The sequence below is a fragment of the Streptomyces sp. NPDC005141 genome, assembly GCF_053599975.1.
In genome coordinates, this window is sequence record NZ_JBSFYW010000008.1 from 153,044 (window position 1) to 167,259 (window position 14,216).

Annotated in this window: 15 protein-coding genes; 5 read left to right on the top strand and 10 right to left on the bottom strand. The window is 70.9% G+C overall.

What is annotated here, in order from left to right:
* Nucleotides 1–63: 63 nt before the first annotated feature.
* Nucleotides 64–1,185, bottom strand: coding sequence for a tRNA 2-thiouridine(34) synthase MnmA (mnmA, locus tag ACWD68_RS09140; protein WP_451805816.1), 1,122 nt, complete (start codon nucleotides 1,183–1,185; stop codon nucleotides 64–66).
* A 60-nt stretch (nucleotides 1,186–1,245) separates the two neighbouring features.
* Here mnmA and ACWD68_RS09145 point away from each other — a divergent pair, with 60 nt between their 5' ends.
* A complete protein-coding gene (locus ACWD68_RS09145) occupies nucleotides 1,246–1,941 on the top strand; it encodes an N-acetylmuramoyl-L-alanine amidase (RefSeq protein ID WP_451805817.1) in 696 nt (231 codons plus the stop codon).
* A gap of 123 nt (nucleotides 1,942–2,064) precedes the next feature.
* Here the strand turns inward: ACWD68_RS09145 and ACWD68_RS09150 are convergent, their stop codons facing one another.
* From ACWD68_RS09150 to ACWD68_RS09160, 3 genes are all read right to left on the bottom strand, one after another.
* Nucleotides 2,065–3,234: a cysteine desulfurase family protein gene (locus ACWD68_RS09150; protein WP_451805818.1), complete on the bottom strand. Its 1,170-nt coding sequence runs from the start codon at nucleotides 3,232–3,234 to the stop codon at nucleotides 2,065–2,067.
* 205 nt (nucleotides 3,235–3,439) lie between these two features.
* Nucleotides 3,440–3,652 carry a DUF4190 domain-containing protein gene (locus ACWD68_RS09155; RefSeq protein ID WP_451805864.1) on the bottom strand — a complete coding sequence of 71 codons (213 nt, stop codon included), beginning with the start codon at nucleotides 3,650–3,652 and terminating at the stop codon, nucleotides 3,440–3,442.
* Between the two features lie 204 nt (nucleotides 3,653–3,856).
* Nucleotides 3,857–4,024: a hypothetical protein gene (locus ACWD68_RS09160; protein ID WP_451805819.1), complete on the bottom strand. Its 168-nt coding sequence runs from the start codon at nucleotides 4,022–4,024 to the stop codon at nucleotides 3,857–3,859.
* A gap of 187 nt (nucleotides 4,025–4,211) precedes the next feature.
* Here ACWD68_RS09160 and ACWD68_RS09165 point away from each other — a divergent pair, with 187 nt between their 5' ends.
* Nucleotides 4,212–4,838 (top strand): TetR family transcriptional regulator, encoded by a 627-nt coding sequence (locus ACWD68_RS09165; protein ID WP_451805820.1) that lies wholly within the window; start codon nucleotides 4,212–4,214, stop codon nucleotides 4,836–4,838.
* 86 nt (nucleotides 4,839–4,924) lie between these two features.
* Here ACWD68_RS09165 and ACWD68_RS09170 read toward each other — a convergent pair whose 3' ends face one another.
* Both ACWD68_RS09170 and ACWD68_RS09175 read right to left on the bottom strand, forming a co-directional pair.
* The gene (locus tag ACWD68_RS09170; protein ID WP_451805821.1) at nucleotides 4,925–5,299 is read right to left on the bottom strand and encodes a hypothetical protein; all 375 of its coding nucleotides are present in this window, start codon (nucleotides 5,297–5,299) and stop codon (nucleotides 4,925–4,927) included.
* Between the two features lie 135 nt (nucleotides 5,300–5,434).
* On the bottom strand, nucleotides 5,435–6,397 hold the full coding sequence (locus ACWD68_RS09175) for a helix-turn-helix transcriptional regulator (protein ID WP_451805822.1): 963 nt from the start codon (nucleotides 6,395–6,397) through the stop codon (nucleotides 5,435–5,437).
* A 103-nt stretch (nucleotides 6,398–6,500) separates the two neighbouring features.
* On the opposite strand from ACWD68_RS09175, the gene ACWD68_RS09180 reads away from it, so the two are divergent.
* Nucleotides 6,501–7,121, top strand: a complete 621-nt coding sequence (locus ACWD68_RS09180) for a TIGR03086 family metal-binding protein (RefSeq protein ID WP_451805823.1) — start codon at nucleotides 6,501–6,503, stop codon at nucleotides 7,119–7,121.
* A gap of 237 nt (nucleotides 7,122–7,358) precedes the next feature.
* Here ACWD68_RS09180 and ACWD68_RS09185 read toward each other — a convergent pair whose 3' ends face one another.
* Nucleotides 7,359–8,219: a thioesterase family protein gene (locus tag ACWD68_RS09185; RefSeq protein ID WP_451805824.1), complete on the bottom strand. Its 861-nt coding sequence runs from the start codon at nucleotides 8,217–8,219 to the stop codon at nucleotides 7,359–7,361.
* 161 nt (nucleotides 8,220–8,380) lie between these two features.
* Between ACWD68_RS09185 and ACWD68_RS09190 the strand changes: the two genes are divergently transcribed.
* Nucleotides 8,381–9,850 (top strand): alpha/beta hydrolase-fold protein, encoded by a 1,470-nt coding sequence (locus tag ACWD68_RS09190; RefSeq protein WP_451805825.1) that lies wholly within the window; start codon nucleotides 8,381–8,383, stop codon nucleotides 9,848–9,850.
* On the opposite strand, the gene ACWD68_RS09195 is transcribed toward ACWD68_RS09190, so the two are convergent.
* Both ACWD68_RS09195 and ACWD68_RS09200 read right to left on the bottom strand, forming a co-directional pair.
* On the bottom strand, nucleotides 9,750–10,415 hold the full coding sequence (locus tag ACWD68_RS09195; protein ID WP_451805826.1) for a trimeric intracellular cation channel family protein: 666 nt from the start codon (nucleotides 10,413–10,415) through the stop codon (nucleotides 9,750–9,752). The two genes, ACWD68_RS09190 and ACWD68_RS09195, sit on opposite strands and share 101 nt — an antisense overlap.
* A gap of 47 nt (nucleotides 10,416–10,462) precedes the next feature.
* Nucleotides 10,463–11,854, bottom strand: coding sequence for a M1 family metallopeptidase (locus ACWD68_RS09200; RefSeq protein WP_451805827.1), 1,392 nt, complete (start codon nucleotides 11,852–11,854; stop codon nucleotides 10,463–10,465).
* 400 nt (nucleotides 11,855–12,254) lie between these two features.
* On the opposite strand from ACWD68_RS09200, the gene ACWD68_RS09205 reads away from it, so the two are divergent.
* Entirely contained in the window at nucleotides 12,255–12,776 is a 522-nt protein-coding gene (locus tag ACWD68_RS09205; protein WP_451805828.1) for a hypothetical protein, read from the top strand.
* Between the two features lie 144 nt (nucleotides 12,777–12,920).
* On the opposite strand, the gene ACWD68_RS09210 is transcribed toward ACWD68_RS09205, so the two are convergent.
* Nucleotides 12,921–14,195, bottom strand: a complete 1,275-nt coding sequence (locus tag ACWD68_RS09210; protein WP_451805829.1) for an ABC transporter ATP-binding protein — start codon at nucleotides 14,193–14,195, stop codon at nucleotides 12,921–12,923.
* Between the last annotated feature and the right edge of the window lie 21 nt (nucleotides 14,196–14,216).

Genomic DNA, 14,216 nt, shown 5'->3' on the forward strand with positions numbered 1-14,216 from the left:
TCGTTCGGACGACTCCGGCTCCCCGGTGATCCGAACGACACCCCTCACTCTCCGGACCTGGTCCTAGACGTCCGCCGTCGCGCGCGTGGTCGCCGCGATCGTCGCCGAACCGACCACGCGTGTGCCCTCGTACAGCACGATCGCCTGGCCCGGGGCCACGCCGCGGACCGGCTCGGTGAAACGGACCTCGAGGGAGCCGTCGACCAGTTCGGCGCGCACCTCGGTCTCGCCGCCGTGGGCGCGGAGCTGGGCGGTGTAGGTGCCGGGGCCGGTCGGGGCCGCGCCGCACCAGCGGGGCTTGACCGCGGTCAGGGCGGACACGTCCAGGGAGGCGGCCGGGCCGACCGTCACCGTGTTGTTCACCGGCGAGATGTCGAGGACGTAGCGCGGCTTGCCGTCGGCGGCCGGGGTACCGATGCGCAGCCCCTTGCGCTGCCCGATGGTGAAGCCGTACGCGCCTTCGTGGGTGCCGAGCCTGGCACCGGACTCGTCGACGATGTCGCCCTCGGACTTGCCGAGCCGGCCCGCGAGGAAGCCCTGGGTGTCGCCGTCGGCGATGAAGCAGATGTCGTGCGAGTCCGGCTTCTTGGCGACAGCCAGGCTGCGGCGCTCGGCCTCGGCGCGGATCTCGTCCTTGGTGGTGACCGTGTCGCCGAGCGGGAACAGCGCGTGGGCGAGCTGGCGGTCGTCCAGGACCCCGAGGACGTACGACTGGTCCTTGGCCATGTCGGAGGCACGGTGCAGCTCGCGCGTGCCGTCCTCGCGGACGATCACCTGCGCGTAGTGGCCCGTGCAGACCGCGTCGAAGCCGAGCGCGAGCGCCTTGTCGAGCAGGGCGGCGAACTTGATCTTCTCGTTGCAGCGCAGACACGGGTTCGGGGTGCGGCCCGCCTCGTACTCGGCGATGAAGTCCTCGACCACGTCCTCGCGGAAACGCTCGGCGAGGTCCCAGACGTAGAAGGGGATGCCGATGACGTCGGCCGCGCGACGGGCGTCACGGGAGTCCTCGATGGTGCAACAGCCACGCGCGCCGGTCCGGAACGATTGCGGGTTCGCCGAGAGGGCGAGGTGCACGCCTGTCACGTCGTGCCCTGCCTCGGCGGCACGGGCGGCGGCTACGGCGGAGTCCACTCCGCCCGACATGGCGGCGAGGATGCGGAGGGGGCGCTGCGAGGTGTCAGTCATAACCCCTCCAGAGTACGGGGCCGCGGGAACCGGAGCCCGCGAGTATCCGTTGAAGATCGCATGGGGGAGAAAAAGGGGAAGCCACAGGGCCGCAAGTCCGGGGCGGGAGCCAAGGACGCGGACCGGCCGGTCGGGCGCCGGGTGCTGCTCATCGGCGGCGCGGCGGCCGCCGTGAACGCCGCCGGGCTCGCCCGGGAGAAGCTGGCGCACGCGTGGTGGCGGCTGCCGGGTGTGGAGAAGTCCCGGGTCGCGGGGGCGGTGGACTTCCGGGGCGCGCGGTGGGTGGCGGCGTCGGCGGCGAACTGGCGGCGGGCCGACCGCCCCGACGACTACTCGATAGACCGGGTGGTCATCCATGTCACCCAGGGCAGCTTCGCGAGCGCGGTGAAGGTCTTCCAGGACCCGGGGCACGGAGCGGCCGCGCACTACATCGTCCGCAAGGACGGTCATGTCACGCAGATGATCCGCGAGCTCGACGTGGCGTTCCACTCGGGCAACCGCGAGTACAACGAGCGCAGTGTCGGCATCGAGCACGAGGGCTTCGTCGATCGGGCCTCGTCGTTCACGGACGCGATGTACGCGGCTTCGGCACGGCTGACGGCCGGGATATGCGGGCGGTACGACATCCCCGTGGACCGCGATCACATCATCGGGCACGTGGAAGTACCGGGCACGGACCACACGGATCCGGGACGGCTCTGGGACTGGGACCGGTATCTGCGGCTCGTACGACGGGCACGGACGGCCTCCGCCTGACGAGGTCCCGGGAACCCGAGGGGCTCGGGCCTCAGGCACCGGGCCCGACGGGTGTCAGGTGAGCCCGTCGACGGGTGCCGGACGAGGCGCACCGGCGTGTCGGGTGGGACCCACCGGCGTGTGTCAGGTGAGGCCCGCCGTGCGCGCCCGTTCCACCGCCGGGCCGATCGCGCGCGTCACCGCCGCGACGTCCGCCTCCGTGGAGGTGTGGCCGAGCGAGAAGCGCAGGGTGCCCCGGGCGAGGTCCGGATCGGTGCCGGTGGCGAGCAGGACATGGCTCGGCTGGGCCACGCCCGCCGTGCACGCCGAGCCGGTGGAGCACTCGATTCCCTGCGCGTCGAGCAGCAGGAGCAGCGAGTCACCCTCACAACCCGGGAACGTGAAGTGCGCGTTGGCGGGCAGCCGGCCGCCCGGTGCCGGGTCGCCGCCGAGGATCGCGTCGGGCGCGGCCTTGCGGACGGCATCGACCAGGTCGTCGCGCAGGGCGCCGATCTCGCGGGCGAACCACTCACGCTGCTCGGCGGCCAGCCGCCCGGCGACCGCGAAGGAGGCGATCGCGGGCACGTCGAGCGTGCCGGAGCGGACATGGCGCTCCTGGCCGCCGCCGTGCAGCACGGGTACGGGGCTGTACTCGCGGCCGAGAAGCAGCGCGCCGATCCCGTAGGGGCCGCCGATCTTGTGGCCGGACACCGTCATCGCGGCGAGGCCCGAGGCGGCGAAGTCGACGGGGATCTGACCGAAGGCCTGGACGGCGTCGGCGTGCAGCGGGACGCCGAACTCGGCCGCCGCATCGGCCAGTTCACGGACCGGCATGATGGTGCCGATCTCGTTGTTGGCCCACATCACGGTGGCGAGAGCGACATCGTCGGGGTTGCGGGCGATGGCCTCGCGCAAGGCCTCGGGACGGACGCGGCCGTACGTGTCGACGGGCAGGTACTCGACCGTGGCGCCCTCGTGCTCACCGAGCCAGTGGACCGCGTCGAGGACGGCGTGGTGCTCGACGGGGCTCGCGAGGACACGCGTGCGGGCGGGGTCGGCATCTCTGCGGGACCAGTACAGGCCCTTCACCGCGAGGTTGTCGGCCTCGGTGCCGCCGGAGGTGAAGACCACCTCGCTGGGGCGGGCGCCGAGGGCGTCCGCCAGGGTCTCACGGGCTTCCTCGACCGTCCGCCGGGCAGAGCGGCCGGCGGCGTGGAGGGAGGAGGCGTTGCCCGTGACGCTCAGCTGGGCGGTCAGAGCCTCTACCGCCTCGGGGAGCATCGGGGTGGTCGCGGCGTGGTCGAGGTAAGCCATGGTGGGCCCGATTCTACGGGCCCGCTCTCCCCCTGCCTCGGCCCCCACCGGCGCGACCTCCCGCCCCGGCTCGCGCGCGGGGTCGCGGCGCGCTTCCCGGCTCCGCGCGGGCCCTCGATCAGCTCACCCGGCGCACCTGCCCACCCGGCAAGCCGGCTCCGCCGCGCAGGCGGCAGCGTCGGGGTCCCGGCCGTCGGCGCCGGCCTCAGAAGCTCCAGGACACCGTGCTGTCGAACTGCATGAAGGCGACCAGGACGACCAGGTCGGCGATGCCCAGGCCAAGGCCGAGGAAGGCGCGGCCGCGGCGGGCCGTGCCGCGCCACAGGGCGACGGAGGCGAGGGCGATGGCGATGGGGCCGAGGAAGACGTTCAGGACCAGGAGGCCGAGGAGGCCGAGGATGAAGGCGGCCACGGCCATGCCGTCCGCGTCCCGGACGGCGGTCCGGCGCGTGGCGCGGGCGGCCTCGGCGGGACGGGCGGTGCCGGTGGTGTGAGCGGGTCGAGCGGTGCGAGTCGTGCCGGTGGTGCGCGTGGTGAGTTCCATGACGTGAGTCAGCTCCCAACGATCAGTCGGTGAAGGTGTGGGACCAACGGCCGGTCGGCAATGGTGCGGGACCAACGGTCAGCCGGCGGAGGGGTGGCGTCGGCGGGTGTTGCGCTCACGCAGCGCGAAGACGACCAGCCAGACGCCGATGACGGCCGCCGCGACGAGGGTCACGGGCAGGGGCGCGTGCGCCACGGAGCCCATGACGACGCCGAGCAGCAGGAGTGCGGCGACGAGGAACAGCATGAGATGCCTCTCGAAGAAGTCTCGGACAGTCCGGTCCCGGACTGTCCGGTGCCTCGACAGTGAGGCCCGGATGTTTCCGGGACTTGACGACTCAGTGAACGGTTGTAGTAACACTTGTTCACTGACTCTTGAGTCTAGCGCGTCCGGCGGCTTTAAAATTCCAGAGAACAGTTGTTAACTGCATGGCATGAGTCACACTCTCGGCATCCGCCAGGCGCAGAAGCAGAAGACCCGACAGGCGCTGCTGGACGCCGCGTTGGCGCTTCTGGAGGAACAGAGCCTGAGCAGCCTGGGTCTGCGCGAGGTCACCCGTGCCGTCGGAGTCGCCCCGACCGCCTTCTACCGGCACTTCCGCTCGACGGCGGATCTCGGCGTGGCCCTGGTCGAGGAGGCGCTCGGCAGCCTGCACCCGATGATCGAGGACACGGTGTCCGCGGCCGGCGACAGCGACGAACGCATCGCCCGCGCCGTGGAACTGATCGCCCATCATGTGGCGACGCACCCGGCGCACGTCCGCTTCATCGCGCGCGAGCGGCACGGCGGGGTCCAGCCGGTGCGGGACGCGATCCGCGAGCAACTGGCCCGGTTCGCGGAGGAAGTGAAGGACGCGCTGGCCGAGCACCCCGAGTCGCGGGGGTGGAACGACGACGATCTGCTGATGCTCGCGGGTCTGTACGTCGACCACATGCTGATGGCGGCCTCGGCGTTCCTGGAGGCGCTGGACGGCTCCGCGGCGGAGCGCGAGCGGGTGGCCCGGGTGGCGAGCCGTCAGATGCGGCTGATCAGCATCGGCCGCCGCCACTGGCTCGGCTGACCGCGACGACCGGCCGGCGCGGGGCGGCGCCGAGCCACGTCACCCCGCCCCGGCAACCGCCGCCCGAGGGCCGGTCTCCCGCTACGTCAGCCCTGCGCGGGGGACTGTCCCTGCCCCTGTCCCTGCCCTTGTCCCGCCTGGCCGCCGCCGGGACCACCGCAGCCGCCCTGGCCGCCGCCCATGCCGCCCCCGGGAGCACCGCTCGGCATGCCCGAGGGGTTGCCGGAGGGCGCCTTCCCGGTGGGCATGCCCGAGGGGGCACCGGACCGTGAGGGCATGCCCGAGGGCGCGCCGCCGGGGCGTCCGGAGGCGCCGCTCGGCATCCCGGAGGGGCGCGTGCAGTTCTGGCCGTCGGAGGTCTTGCTGTTCGAGGAGGACGAGTCACCGGAGCCGCAGGCCGCCAGCAGGGGCGAGAGTGCGAGGAGGGCGACGACGGGGACGAGTCGTGCACGACGGTTCATGGGGCAACTCCCGGTCAGTTCACGTGGACCGGCTGAGGAAAGCCGGACGAGCGGGGGCCAGAGCACCAGATCCACGTAGGGCCACGCTGTGCCGAAGCTGTGCTTTGCTGTGCGGCGCCCTTCCCGGCGCCGCACTCAACCCCCCTCGTACACCGCGCTGATGGCCGCCGCCGTCGCCGCCAGTTCCTGCCGCACCTCGGCGGGTGCGAGGACTTCCACCGCGTCCCCGAAGGCCAGCAGCGTGCGGGCCTCACGGACCGAGCCGTGGGAGAGGCGCGCGGTCACCCACTCGCTCGCGCCGTCGTCCTCGGGCAGCTCCGCGAGGGTGGCCGCGTTGAGGCGCACGAACATGTCCAGGCGGGAACGCCGTACCCGGACCGTGACGTCGAGAGCCCCTGGCCGTTCCTCGACCTGACGGCGCAACACCTCCCAGACGTCCGCGAGTTCGACGCCCGGCCGACGCCGCACCGGCTCCGGCAGGAGGGTGGCCGCGCGGACACGGTCGGCGCGGAACAGCCGCGGACCGCCGCGCCGGTCGGCGACCAGGTACCAGACACCGGCCTTGGAGACGAGCCCGTACGGGTCGACGGTGTACGTGCGCGGTTCGGTCTCCCCGCCGTGCCGGTAGCGCAGCCGCAGCCGGCGGTCGGTGAAGACCGCGTCCTGCAGCACGTCGAGGTCGACGGCTCGTCGGGGCCCGCCCTTCCACCGGATGGCGTCGACGAGGACGCGCCTGCTGGTGACCTCGGCGGCCGGCCGGAACGGCGCGGGCAGCGCGGCCATCACCTTGCGGAGCGCGGAGCCGAGCGCCTCGTCGAGGCCGAGAGCCGCGTGCGCGCCCTGCGCGGCCAGGATGAACAGCGCACGCGACTCGTCCGCGGTCAGTCCCGTGACGTCCGTACGGAATCCGGCGAGCAGCTCGATGCCGCCGTGCCGTCCGCGCTCGGCGTAGACCGGGACTCCGGAGGCGGACAGCGCCTCGATGTCCCGGTAGATGGTGCGCACCGACACCTCCAGCCGGTCGGCGAGCTCGTGCGCCGGGACGCGGCCGCGGGTCTGGAGCAGCAGGAGGATCGAGAGCAGGCGGTCGGACTTCACGCGCCCAGGATCGCGCCCGCGCAGGGCCGCCGCAAATGTTGACGGAGGCTGTCAGGTTATGCGGCGAGGGTGGGGGCACACCGAGACACGGAAGAGGTCAGTCATGAACGCCATGGACCCCCGCCCCCTGTACGCCCGCGCCGCCGAGCAGATCGCGACACTGATCGGGACCGTTCGGCCGGAGCAGCTGGCCGGCGCCACTCCGTGCGCCGAGTTCGACGTACGCGTATTGCTGTCGCACATCGTGGGCGGCACCCGGCGGATCGCGGTGATCGGGGCGGGCGGCGACGGGCTCGCGGTGCGGCCGTTCGCCGACGGCGTGCCGGACGACGGCTGGCGCGCCGCGTACGACGAGGCCGCGGCGGAGGTCGCCGGGGCGTGGACGGAGGACGCCCGGCTGGAGGCGCTGGTGCGGGTGCCCTGGGGCGAGGCGCCCGGACGTATCGCCCTCGCGGGGTACGTGATGGAGGCCGTCACCCACACCTGGGACCTCTCCGAGTCCCTTGGTCGCCCGCTCGAACTCGATCCGGAACTGGCCGAGTTCGCGCTCGCGATCGCCGGCCGCGTACTGCCCGACGAGGAGCGCGAGGACCCCGAGCTGCCTTTCGGCACGGTGGTGCCGGCCCCCGCAGGGGCCGACGCCTACCAGCGGCTGGCGGCCTGGACGGGCCGCCGGCCGCTGGTGGGCGTCCGGCGGGCCGAGGCTTCGCCGGTGGGGGCGTGACGGGTCACGGGCGACGGCGGTGGTCTCCGCTATCGGGCACGTGATGGACGCAGGACCGGGCACGCGGAGGCCGCCGGTACCGGGCACGCGGTGGTCGCAGGACACGGACACGCGGTGGACATCGGACCCTGACATGCCGTGGACGCCAGACCCCGACACGCCGTGGCCGTCCGAGTCGAACGGCCGCGCCTCACCCCGACCGGTGAGGCGCGGCCTGGAACAGGGGCGCGCGGCAGGTCAGCGGAGCCGCGCCCGCGCGAGCTGCCGGGACTGCGCGACCAGCCGGTCCGCGCTGTCCCACACCTCCGCGTCCTCCTCCAGGAAGCCCCCGGCGAGGTTGCGGGTGGTGATCGAGACCCGCAGCGGGCCGGGCGCGGGGCGGGAACGCACGTGCACGGTCAGCTCGACGGTCGGCACCCAGCCCGACAGCCCGATCTCGAAGGCCGTCGGCGGCAGCGCGTCGACCGCGAGGAGCAGCGACAGCGGGTCCGCGTCGCGGCCGTCGGCGAGTCCGAACCACGAGCGCATCTCGCCCTTCCCGGACGGCGCGCCGAGCGCCCAGCCCAGGGTCGCGGGGTCGAGCTTGAGGAACAGCCGGTCGGTGATCGCCGAGCTGCCGGGGATCGGGGCGGGCGCGTCCTGCCGCCCGAAGCACTGGTCCATCGGCGGGATCGCGGGCGGCAGCGCGGTCGTCCGGACGTCGTCGGGCAGGGTGTCGAGGTCGCCGTACGAGGCGAGCACGCGGATCCGCTCGATCTCGCGGCCCTCGTCGTCGTACTGGAAGAGGGACGCCGTTCCGGTCGACAGTGTCCGGCCGGTGCGTACGACGTCCGTGCGGATGACCGCGGGGCCCGGCTGGGACGCGGTCAGGTAGTGCGCGGAGATCGTGAACGGATCGGAGTGCGGGAGGGCGTCGGCGAGCGCGCGGCCGAGGACGGCCAGCAGATAGCCGCCGTTGACGGCGCTGATGATCGTCCACCCGGCGGAGAGGTCGACGTCGTAGACGCCGGCCTCGCGCAGGGTGACGGCGGTGTCCCGGTCGAACTCGCTGTCGCCGATCGTGGCCCGTACGGCCTGTACCGAAGCTGCTTCTGGCATACGTGAACGGTACAACAGGAAATTACTAAGCGGTAGCTTTTGCTTGTTTCCGGCGCGTGAACGCCTGTCACCCCGCCCAACCGGGTGAGGATTCGGCCATTTCTCGTCAAGTGTCCGCAATCACCCGTGACCAATCGGTCCGACTTCTCCTCTGAAAGGACATGAGCCTCACCGGGACTCCGTTCCTCCTGACCGCGGTCGCGCTGTGTGCCGTCGCCCTCGTGCTGCCCCTGGTCCTGTGGTCCCGGATCCCCGGGCCGGCGCCCGTGCGCGGCACGGCCCGGCTCCTGATGCTGCTGTTCGTCCAGGGCACGGCGATCAGCCTGGTCTTCGTCCTCGTGAACAACGCCAACAGCCTGTACGACGACTGGGCCGACCTCCTCGGGACCGGCGACCACGTCGAGCAGGCCGCCGACCTCGGGCCGGACGGCACCGGCGGGGTCACGCTGGAGAGCCTGCCCAGGGTGCGGCAGACCTTCCGGCAGGCAGACGGACGGGGCATGGGGCAGGCCGGCGGAGTGCGTGTCACCGACCTGAGGGGGCGGGTGTCGGGGGTGAACGCGGAGGTCTACGTCTGGCTGCCGCCGCAGTACGACCAACCCGCCTACCGCCACCGGAAGTTCCCCGTGGTGGAACTGCTGCCGGGCTATCCGGGCTCCGCGAAGGCGTGGTTCGGATCGCTCAAGGTGCACGAGCAGCTGCTGCCGATGATGCGCGACGGTCGGGTCGCGCCCTTCATCCTGGTCGCGCCGCGCACCAGCCTGCTGGCCCGGGCGGACACGGGCTGCGCGAACATCCCGGGCACGGTGAACGCGGAGAGCTGGCTCAGCATCGACGTGCCGAGGATGGTCACGGACAACTTCCGCGCCGAGGCCGCCCCGGACGGCTGGGCGACGGCGGGATACTCGGCAGGGGCGCACTGCGCCACCAAGCTGGCCGTCGCCCACCCCGACCGCTACCGGGCCGCGGTGAGCATGTCCGGCTACAACGACCCGCGGGGCGAGCGCAGTTCACTCGCCGGGCGGAGCGCGGAGCTGCGTGTGCGGAACAATCCCCTGCTGCTGCTGCGCGCCGGCCGTGTCCCGCCCCGGATCGCGCTCTACTTCTCCGGCGAGTCCGGCGACGGCTACGAGGCGGGCGCGCGGATCCAGGCCATCGCGAAGCCGCCGACGAGCGTGGACGTGGTGCTGCTGCCGCGCAGCGCGGGCGGCCACGACATGGGGCTGTGGCGGCCGCAACTGCCGGCGGTGTTCCGCTGGCTGACGCAACGGTTCGCCAGGGACACCGATACAGGCACCGGCACAAGCACCGACGCCGAAGCCACGGTCGACCCGGAGGAGACGGCAGGCCCGAACGACACCTCGGGAAGGTCCGGCCTGGTCGACACGGCAGACCCGTTCGGCACGGCAGACCCGGCCGGCGCGTCCGGTGCCGACGGTGCGTCCGGTGCGTCCGGTGCCGAAGGCTCCCCCGGCATCGACCGCACGGGCGGTCACGACGGCACCGGCAGCACGGACGGCGCCGGCCGGGTCAGGGGGTCCCTTCCTCGCTCACCGTCGAGCGGCGGTTCCACGCGCGCGGAGCGCGCCAGTGGTACCGCATCGCGAACAGACGCAGCACGAAGGCCGTGACCACGGCGAGGCCGCTGGTGAACGGCGTGAGCACGTCGTAGCGGATGCAGAGCACCACCATCGTGGCGCCGACGATCGCGGGCACCGCGTAGAGGTCGCGGTCCCAGCGCAGCAGCGAGGGCACTTCGTTGGCGAGGACGTCCCGCAGCACACCGCCGCCCACGGCCGTCGCGAGGCCGAGGGCGGCGGAAGCGGTCAGACCGAGCCCGTAGTCGTACGCCTTCACGGTGCCGGTGACACAGAACAGCCCGAGCCCGGCCGCGTCGAAGACGTTCACGCCGACCTGGATGCGCTCCACCTGGGGGTGCAGGAAGAACACGAGCAGGGCGGCGACGAACGGCGTGGTGAAGTACCCCAGGTCCGTGAAGGCCGCCGGGGGTACCGCGCCGATGATCAGGTCGCGCAGCAGCCCTCCGCCCAGCGCGGTGATCTCCGCGAGGACGGCGATGCCGAAGACGTCGAAGTTCTTGCGGACGGCCAGCAGAGCGCCGGAGATCGCGAAGACGAAAATGCCGATCAGATCGAGCGTGTGCTGGACGGAGGGGCTGAACAGATGCTGGAACACCCCCACATTCTCACCTGTCGCGGGGTGTGCGCCTTACGAAGGAAGGTCTAGACGGCGGGCTTGCCTGTGGTGAACAGCCAGGTCTGGAACAGGTCGTCGAGCTGGCGGCCGGAGATCCGCTCCGCGAGGGCGATGAAGTCGGCGGTACTGGCGTTGCCGTACCGGTGCAGCTTCGTCCACGCGGGGAGCAGCTTGAAGAAGGCGGTGTCGCCGATGCGTTCGCGCAGCATCTGCAGGGTCATCGCGCCGCGCTGGTAGACCGCCGAGGCGAACATCGTGTCCCGCTGCGGATCGGCGACCGTGATCTTCCAGAAGGCGGAGTCCGCGGGCCGTGCGTCGTACCCGGCGACGAACGAGTCGTGCGCCGAGCGGATGCCCTTGTGCTCGGACCACAGCCACTGGGCGTAGGTCGCGAAGCCCTCGTTCAGCCAGATGTCCTTCCAGCGGTCCACCGAGACGGAGTCGCCGAACCACTGGTGGGCCAGCTCGTGCACGATGGTCGACTCCGAGCGCACCGCCGAGTAGGCGGGCTTCGACTGCACCTCCAGCGAGAAGCCGGCCTGCGGCATGTCGTCGACGATCGCGCCGGTCTCCTCGAACGGGTACGGGCCGAAGACCTGCGACCAGTAGTCGGTGGCCTCGGCGGTGACGCCGTACACGTCGACGCTGTTGCTGTTCGCGAGCACCGGGTCGACGGCGACGTAGATCGGTGTCCCGGCGGGGGTCCTGCCGGTCTTCACGTCGAACTTCCCGATGGTCGCCGTGGCGAGGTAGGTGGCCATGGGCCTGCTCTCCCGCCAGTGCGCGACCGTGCTGCCGCCTCTGTCGCGAGTCGATATCAGGCGCCCGTTGGAGACTCCCGTCAGGCCCTTGGGCGCCGTGATGCGGATGTCGTACGTCGCCTTGTCGGACGGGTGGTCGCTGGAGGGGAACCAGGTGGAGGCGGCGTTGGGCTCACAGGCGACGAAGACGCCGTCGGAGGTCTTCATCCACCCGTAGTCGGAGCCGAACACGATCGGGCCGCTCAACGCTTCGGGGACTCCGCCGTAGGTGACGGTGACCCTGAAGTTCTTGCCCTTGGCCAGCGGACCGCGCGTGGTGATGTGGATCTCGTCGCCCTCCCGCGTGAAGTGGGCGCGTCTGCCGTTCACTTCGACCTTCGTGACGTCCAGCTTCTGGAGGTCCAGGTCGAAGGCGGAGAGGTTCTGGGTGGCGCGCGCGGTGAGGGTCGTACGGCCGTCGAGGCGGTCGGTGCCCGGGTCGTACGCCACGTCGAGGGCGTAGTGGCGGGCGTCGAAGCCACCGTTGCCGAGCTGGGGGAAGTAGGCGTCACCGATGCCGTCGGCGCCCGGGGTGGGGGCGGAGGAGGCGGCGATGAGGAGGAAGGAGGCCGTCGCGGTCGCGAGAGCCCCTAAACGTGCCGAACGGGAGAGTGCCATCAGCGTCCCTTTCGTACGTGTGCCGATCGTTTCCGATCAGACGGACACGCAGGACTCTGCACTCTCCCGTTCGAGCATGCTCATGACTTTGCCAAGTCGTCACGGCCTACTTGCCGGTTGACTCCTGACGATCGGCTTCCGCAACACCGACGGCGGGCCCGAGGTTCACCATTCAAGAAAGTCCCGAATCGGCGAACCACCGGAAAGGGCCGAAAAATCCGCCACTTGAACACAAGGACACTCACCCGTTCCCGAGTCTTTACCGCAAAATACGGCAAGCTCAACTGTTCCTCAACTCTCCCGATTTCCGTTGACCATCACCGGTCAACTTCATAGGCTCGCCGCAACTTCACGGACTCCAGTGACTCGGAGACCTGACAAAAAAACGGAGGGAATCTCTATGCGAAAGAGGACCAAGTTAGCCACACTTGCCATGGCCGGAGTTATTCCGGTTGTCGCGGGTGCGGCGCCGGCCTCGGCGGTCGTCACCCCGAGAAGGACGTGCCCGACGACATACGGGGTCCTGATCACGTCGCACCACCCCTACCGTCTCCCGGCGAGGGGCGCCTACTTCAAGGACGGTCCGGGCGGCACCATCAGCGCCTCGGTCACCAGATCGTCCACCATCACGTACAGCCTCTCCACCTCCCTCGAAGTGGAGACCAGCGTGTTCTTCGCCTCGGCGAAGGCGGCGGTGCACGCCAGCGTCACCAAGTCCGTGGCCGTCACCAGAGGTCACACGTACTCGCACGGCATTCACGCCCACAAGTACGGAAACCTGCAGTACGGCTCCAACGGTTTCAAGGTCGGATGGCAGTCGAACCGCACGAATCCGAACTGCTCGACGACCGTACTCAAGACAGGTACCGCCAAACTTCCGGTGAGTTCCGTCGGCTGGAAGTTCTGGGAGACCAGTTCCTGATCAACGAATGTCCGACGGAATGCGCAACCGTCGACTGCGGCAACTGATCCGGAATTCTCTAAAACGTATGCCCCGGTAGCCAGTTCCCTGGCTACCGGGGCATACGTGTCGACGATGTCGCGCCGTCTGTGACGCTGCGTCCGACTACTTCTGGGGGTCGCTCGCCGATTCCTCCGACGCGTCCGGACCGTCGGAACCGGCCGCGTTGGCGGGCTCCCCGGCCACGACATCCGTGGATCCCTCGGCAGCGGTCTCACCGGTCTGCCGTTCCGCGGCCACCGCCGCCGACGTCTCCGCGGACTCCGCCAGCACCTCGTCGGCCACGAGCTCGGCCGCCTTCTTCGCGGCGGACAGCAGAACCGTGTCCTGCGGTGCCTGGTCCTCGAAGTTCTCCGGGTGGTGGCAGGCGACCTGCTGGCCGGGCTTCAGCTCCAGGAGCGGCGGCTCGACCCTCGTGCAGATCTCCGTCGCCTTCCAGCACCGCGTGTGGAAGCGGCAGCCGCTCGGCGGGGAGATCGGCGACGGCACGTCGCCCTGGAGGAGGATGCGCTCGCTCTTCTCGTTCCTGCGCCGCGGGTCCGGGATCGGCACGGCCGACATCAGAGCCTTGGTGTACGGGTGCATCGGCGCCTTGTACAGCGACTCGCGGTCCGCCAGCTCGACGATCTTGCCGAGGTACATCACCGCGATCCGGTCCGACACGTGCCGGACGACCGAGAGGTCGTGCGCGATGATCACGTACGTCAGGCCGAGCTCCTGCTGCAGGTCGTCCAGCAGGTTGACGACCTGGGCCTGGATCGAGACGTCCAGCGCGGAGACAGGCTCGTCCGCCACGACCAGTTTCGGGTTGAGCGCGAGCGCGCGGGCGATGCCGATGCGCTGGCGCTGGCCGCCGGAGAACTCGTGGGGGTAGCGGTTGTAGTGCTCCGGATTGAGCCCGACCACCGACAGCAGCCGCTGGACTTCCTTCTTGATACCGCCCTCGGGATGGACACCCTGGAGCTTGAAGGGAGCACCCACGATCGTGCCGATGGTGTGGCGCGGGTTCAGCGACGAGTAGGGGTCCTGGAAGATCATCTGCACGTCACGGCGCAGCGGGCGCATCCCGCCCACGCCGAGATGCGTGATGTCCTTGCCCTCGAACTCGATCTTGCCACCCGTCGGTTCGAGCAGCCGGGTGATCAGCCGGCCCATCGTCGACTTGCCGCAGCCCGACTCGCCCACGACACCGAGCGTCTCGCCGGCCTTGACCTCGAAGTCGATCCCGTCGACCGCGTGCACGGCGCCGACCTGCCGCTGGAGCAGGCCCTTGTGGATCGGGAAGTGCTTCTGCAGGCCGGTGACCTTCAGGAGCGTCTCACCGGGAGCGGCGTCCTTGGTGAGAGTCGCCGAGCGGTTGCTCTGTGCAGGGATGCTCACTGCTTTGTCCTCTGCGTTCTC

Excerpts from the sequence above, each read along its gene's own strand:
- mnmA (WP_451805816.1), bottom strand. The coding sequence starts at position 1,185 with ATGACTGACACCTCGCAGCGCCCCCTCCGCATCCTCGCCGCCATGTCG.
- ACWD68_RS09145 (WP_451805817.1), top strand. The coding sequence starts at position 1,246 with ATGGGGGAGAAAAAGGGGAAGCCACAGGGCCGCAAGTCCGGGGCGGGA.
- ACWD68_RS09150 (WP_451805818.1), bottom strand. The coding sequence starts at position 3,234 with ATGGCTTACCTCGACCACGCCGCGACCACCCCGATGCTCCCCGAGGCG.
- ACWD68_RS09155 (WP_451805864.1), bottom strand. The coding sequence starts at position 3,652 with ATGGCCGTGGCCGCCTTCATCCTCGGCCTCCTCGGCCTCCTGGTCCTG.
- ACWD68_RS09160 (WP_451805819.1), bottom strand. The coding sequence starts at position 4,024 with ATGCTGTTCCTCGTCGCCGCACTCCTGCTGCTCGGCGTCGTCATGGGC.
- ACWD68_RS09165 (WP_451805820.1), top strand. The coding sequence starts at position 4,212 with ATGAGTCACACTCTCGGCATCCGCCAGGCGCAGAAGCAGAAGACCCGA.
- ACWD68_RS09170 (WP_451805821.1), bottom strand. The coding sequence starts at position 5,299 with ATGAACCGTCGTGCACGACTCGTCCCCGTCGTCGCCCTCCTCGCACTC.
- ACWD68_RS09180 (WP_451805823.1), top strand. The coding sequence starts at position 6,501 with ATGAACGCCATGGACCCCCGCCCCCTGTACGCCCGCGCCGCCGAGCAG.
- ACWD68_RS09185 (WP_451805824.1), bottom strand. The coding sequence starts at position 8,219 with ATGCCAGAAGCAGCTTCGGTACAGGCCGTACGGGCCACGATCGGCGAC.
- ACWD68_RS09190 (WP_451805825.1), top strand. The coding sequence starts at position 8,381 with ATGAGCCTCACCGGGACTCCGTTCCTCCTGACCGCGGTCGCGCTGTGT.
- ACWD68_RS09200 (WP_451805827.1), bottom strand. The coding sequence starts at position 11,854 with ATGGCACTCTCCCGTTCGGCACGTTTAGGGGCTCTCGCGACCGCGACG.
- ACWD68_RS09205 (WP_451805828.1), top strand. The coding sequence starts at position 12,255 with ATGCGAAAGAGGACCAAGTTAGCCACACTTGCCATGGCCGGAGTTATT.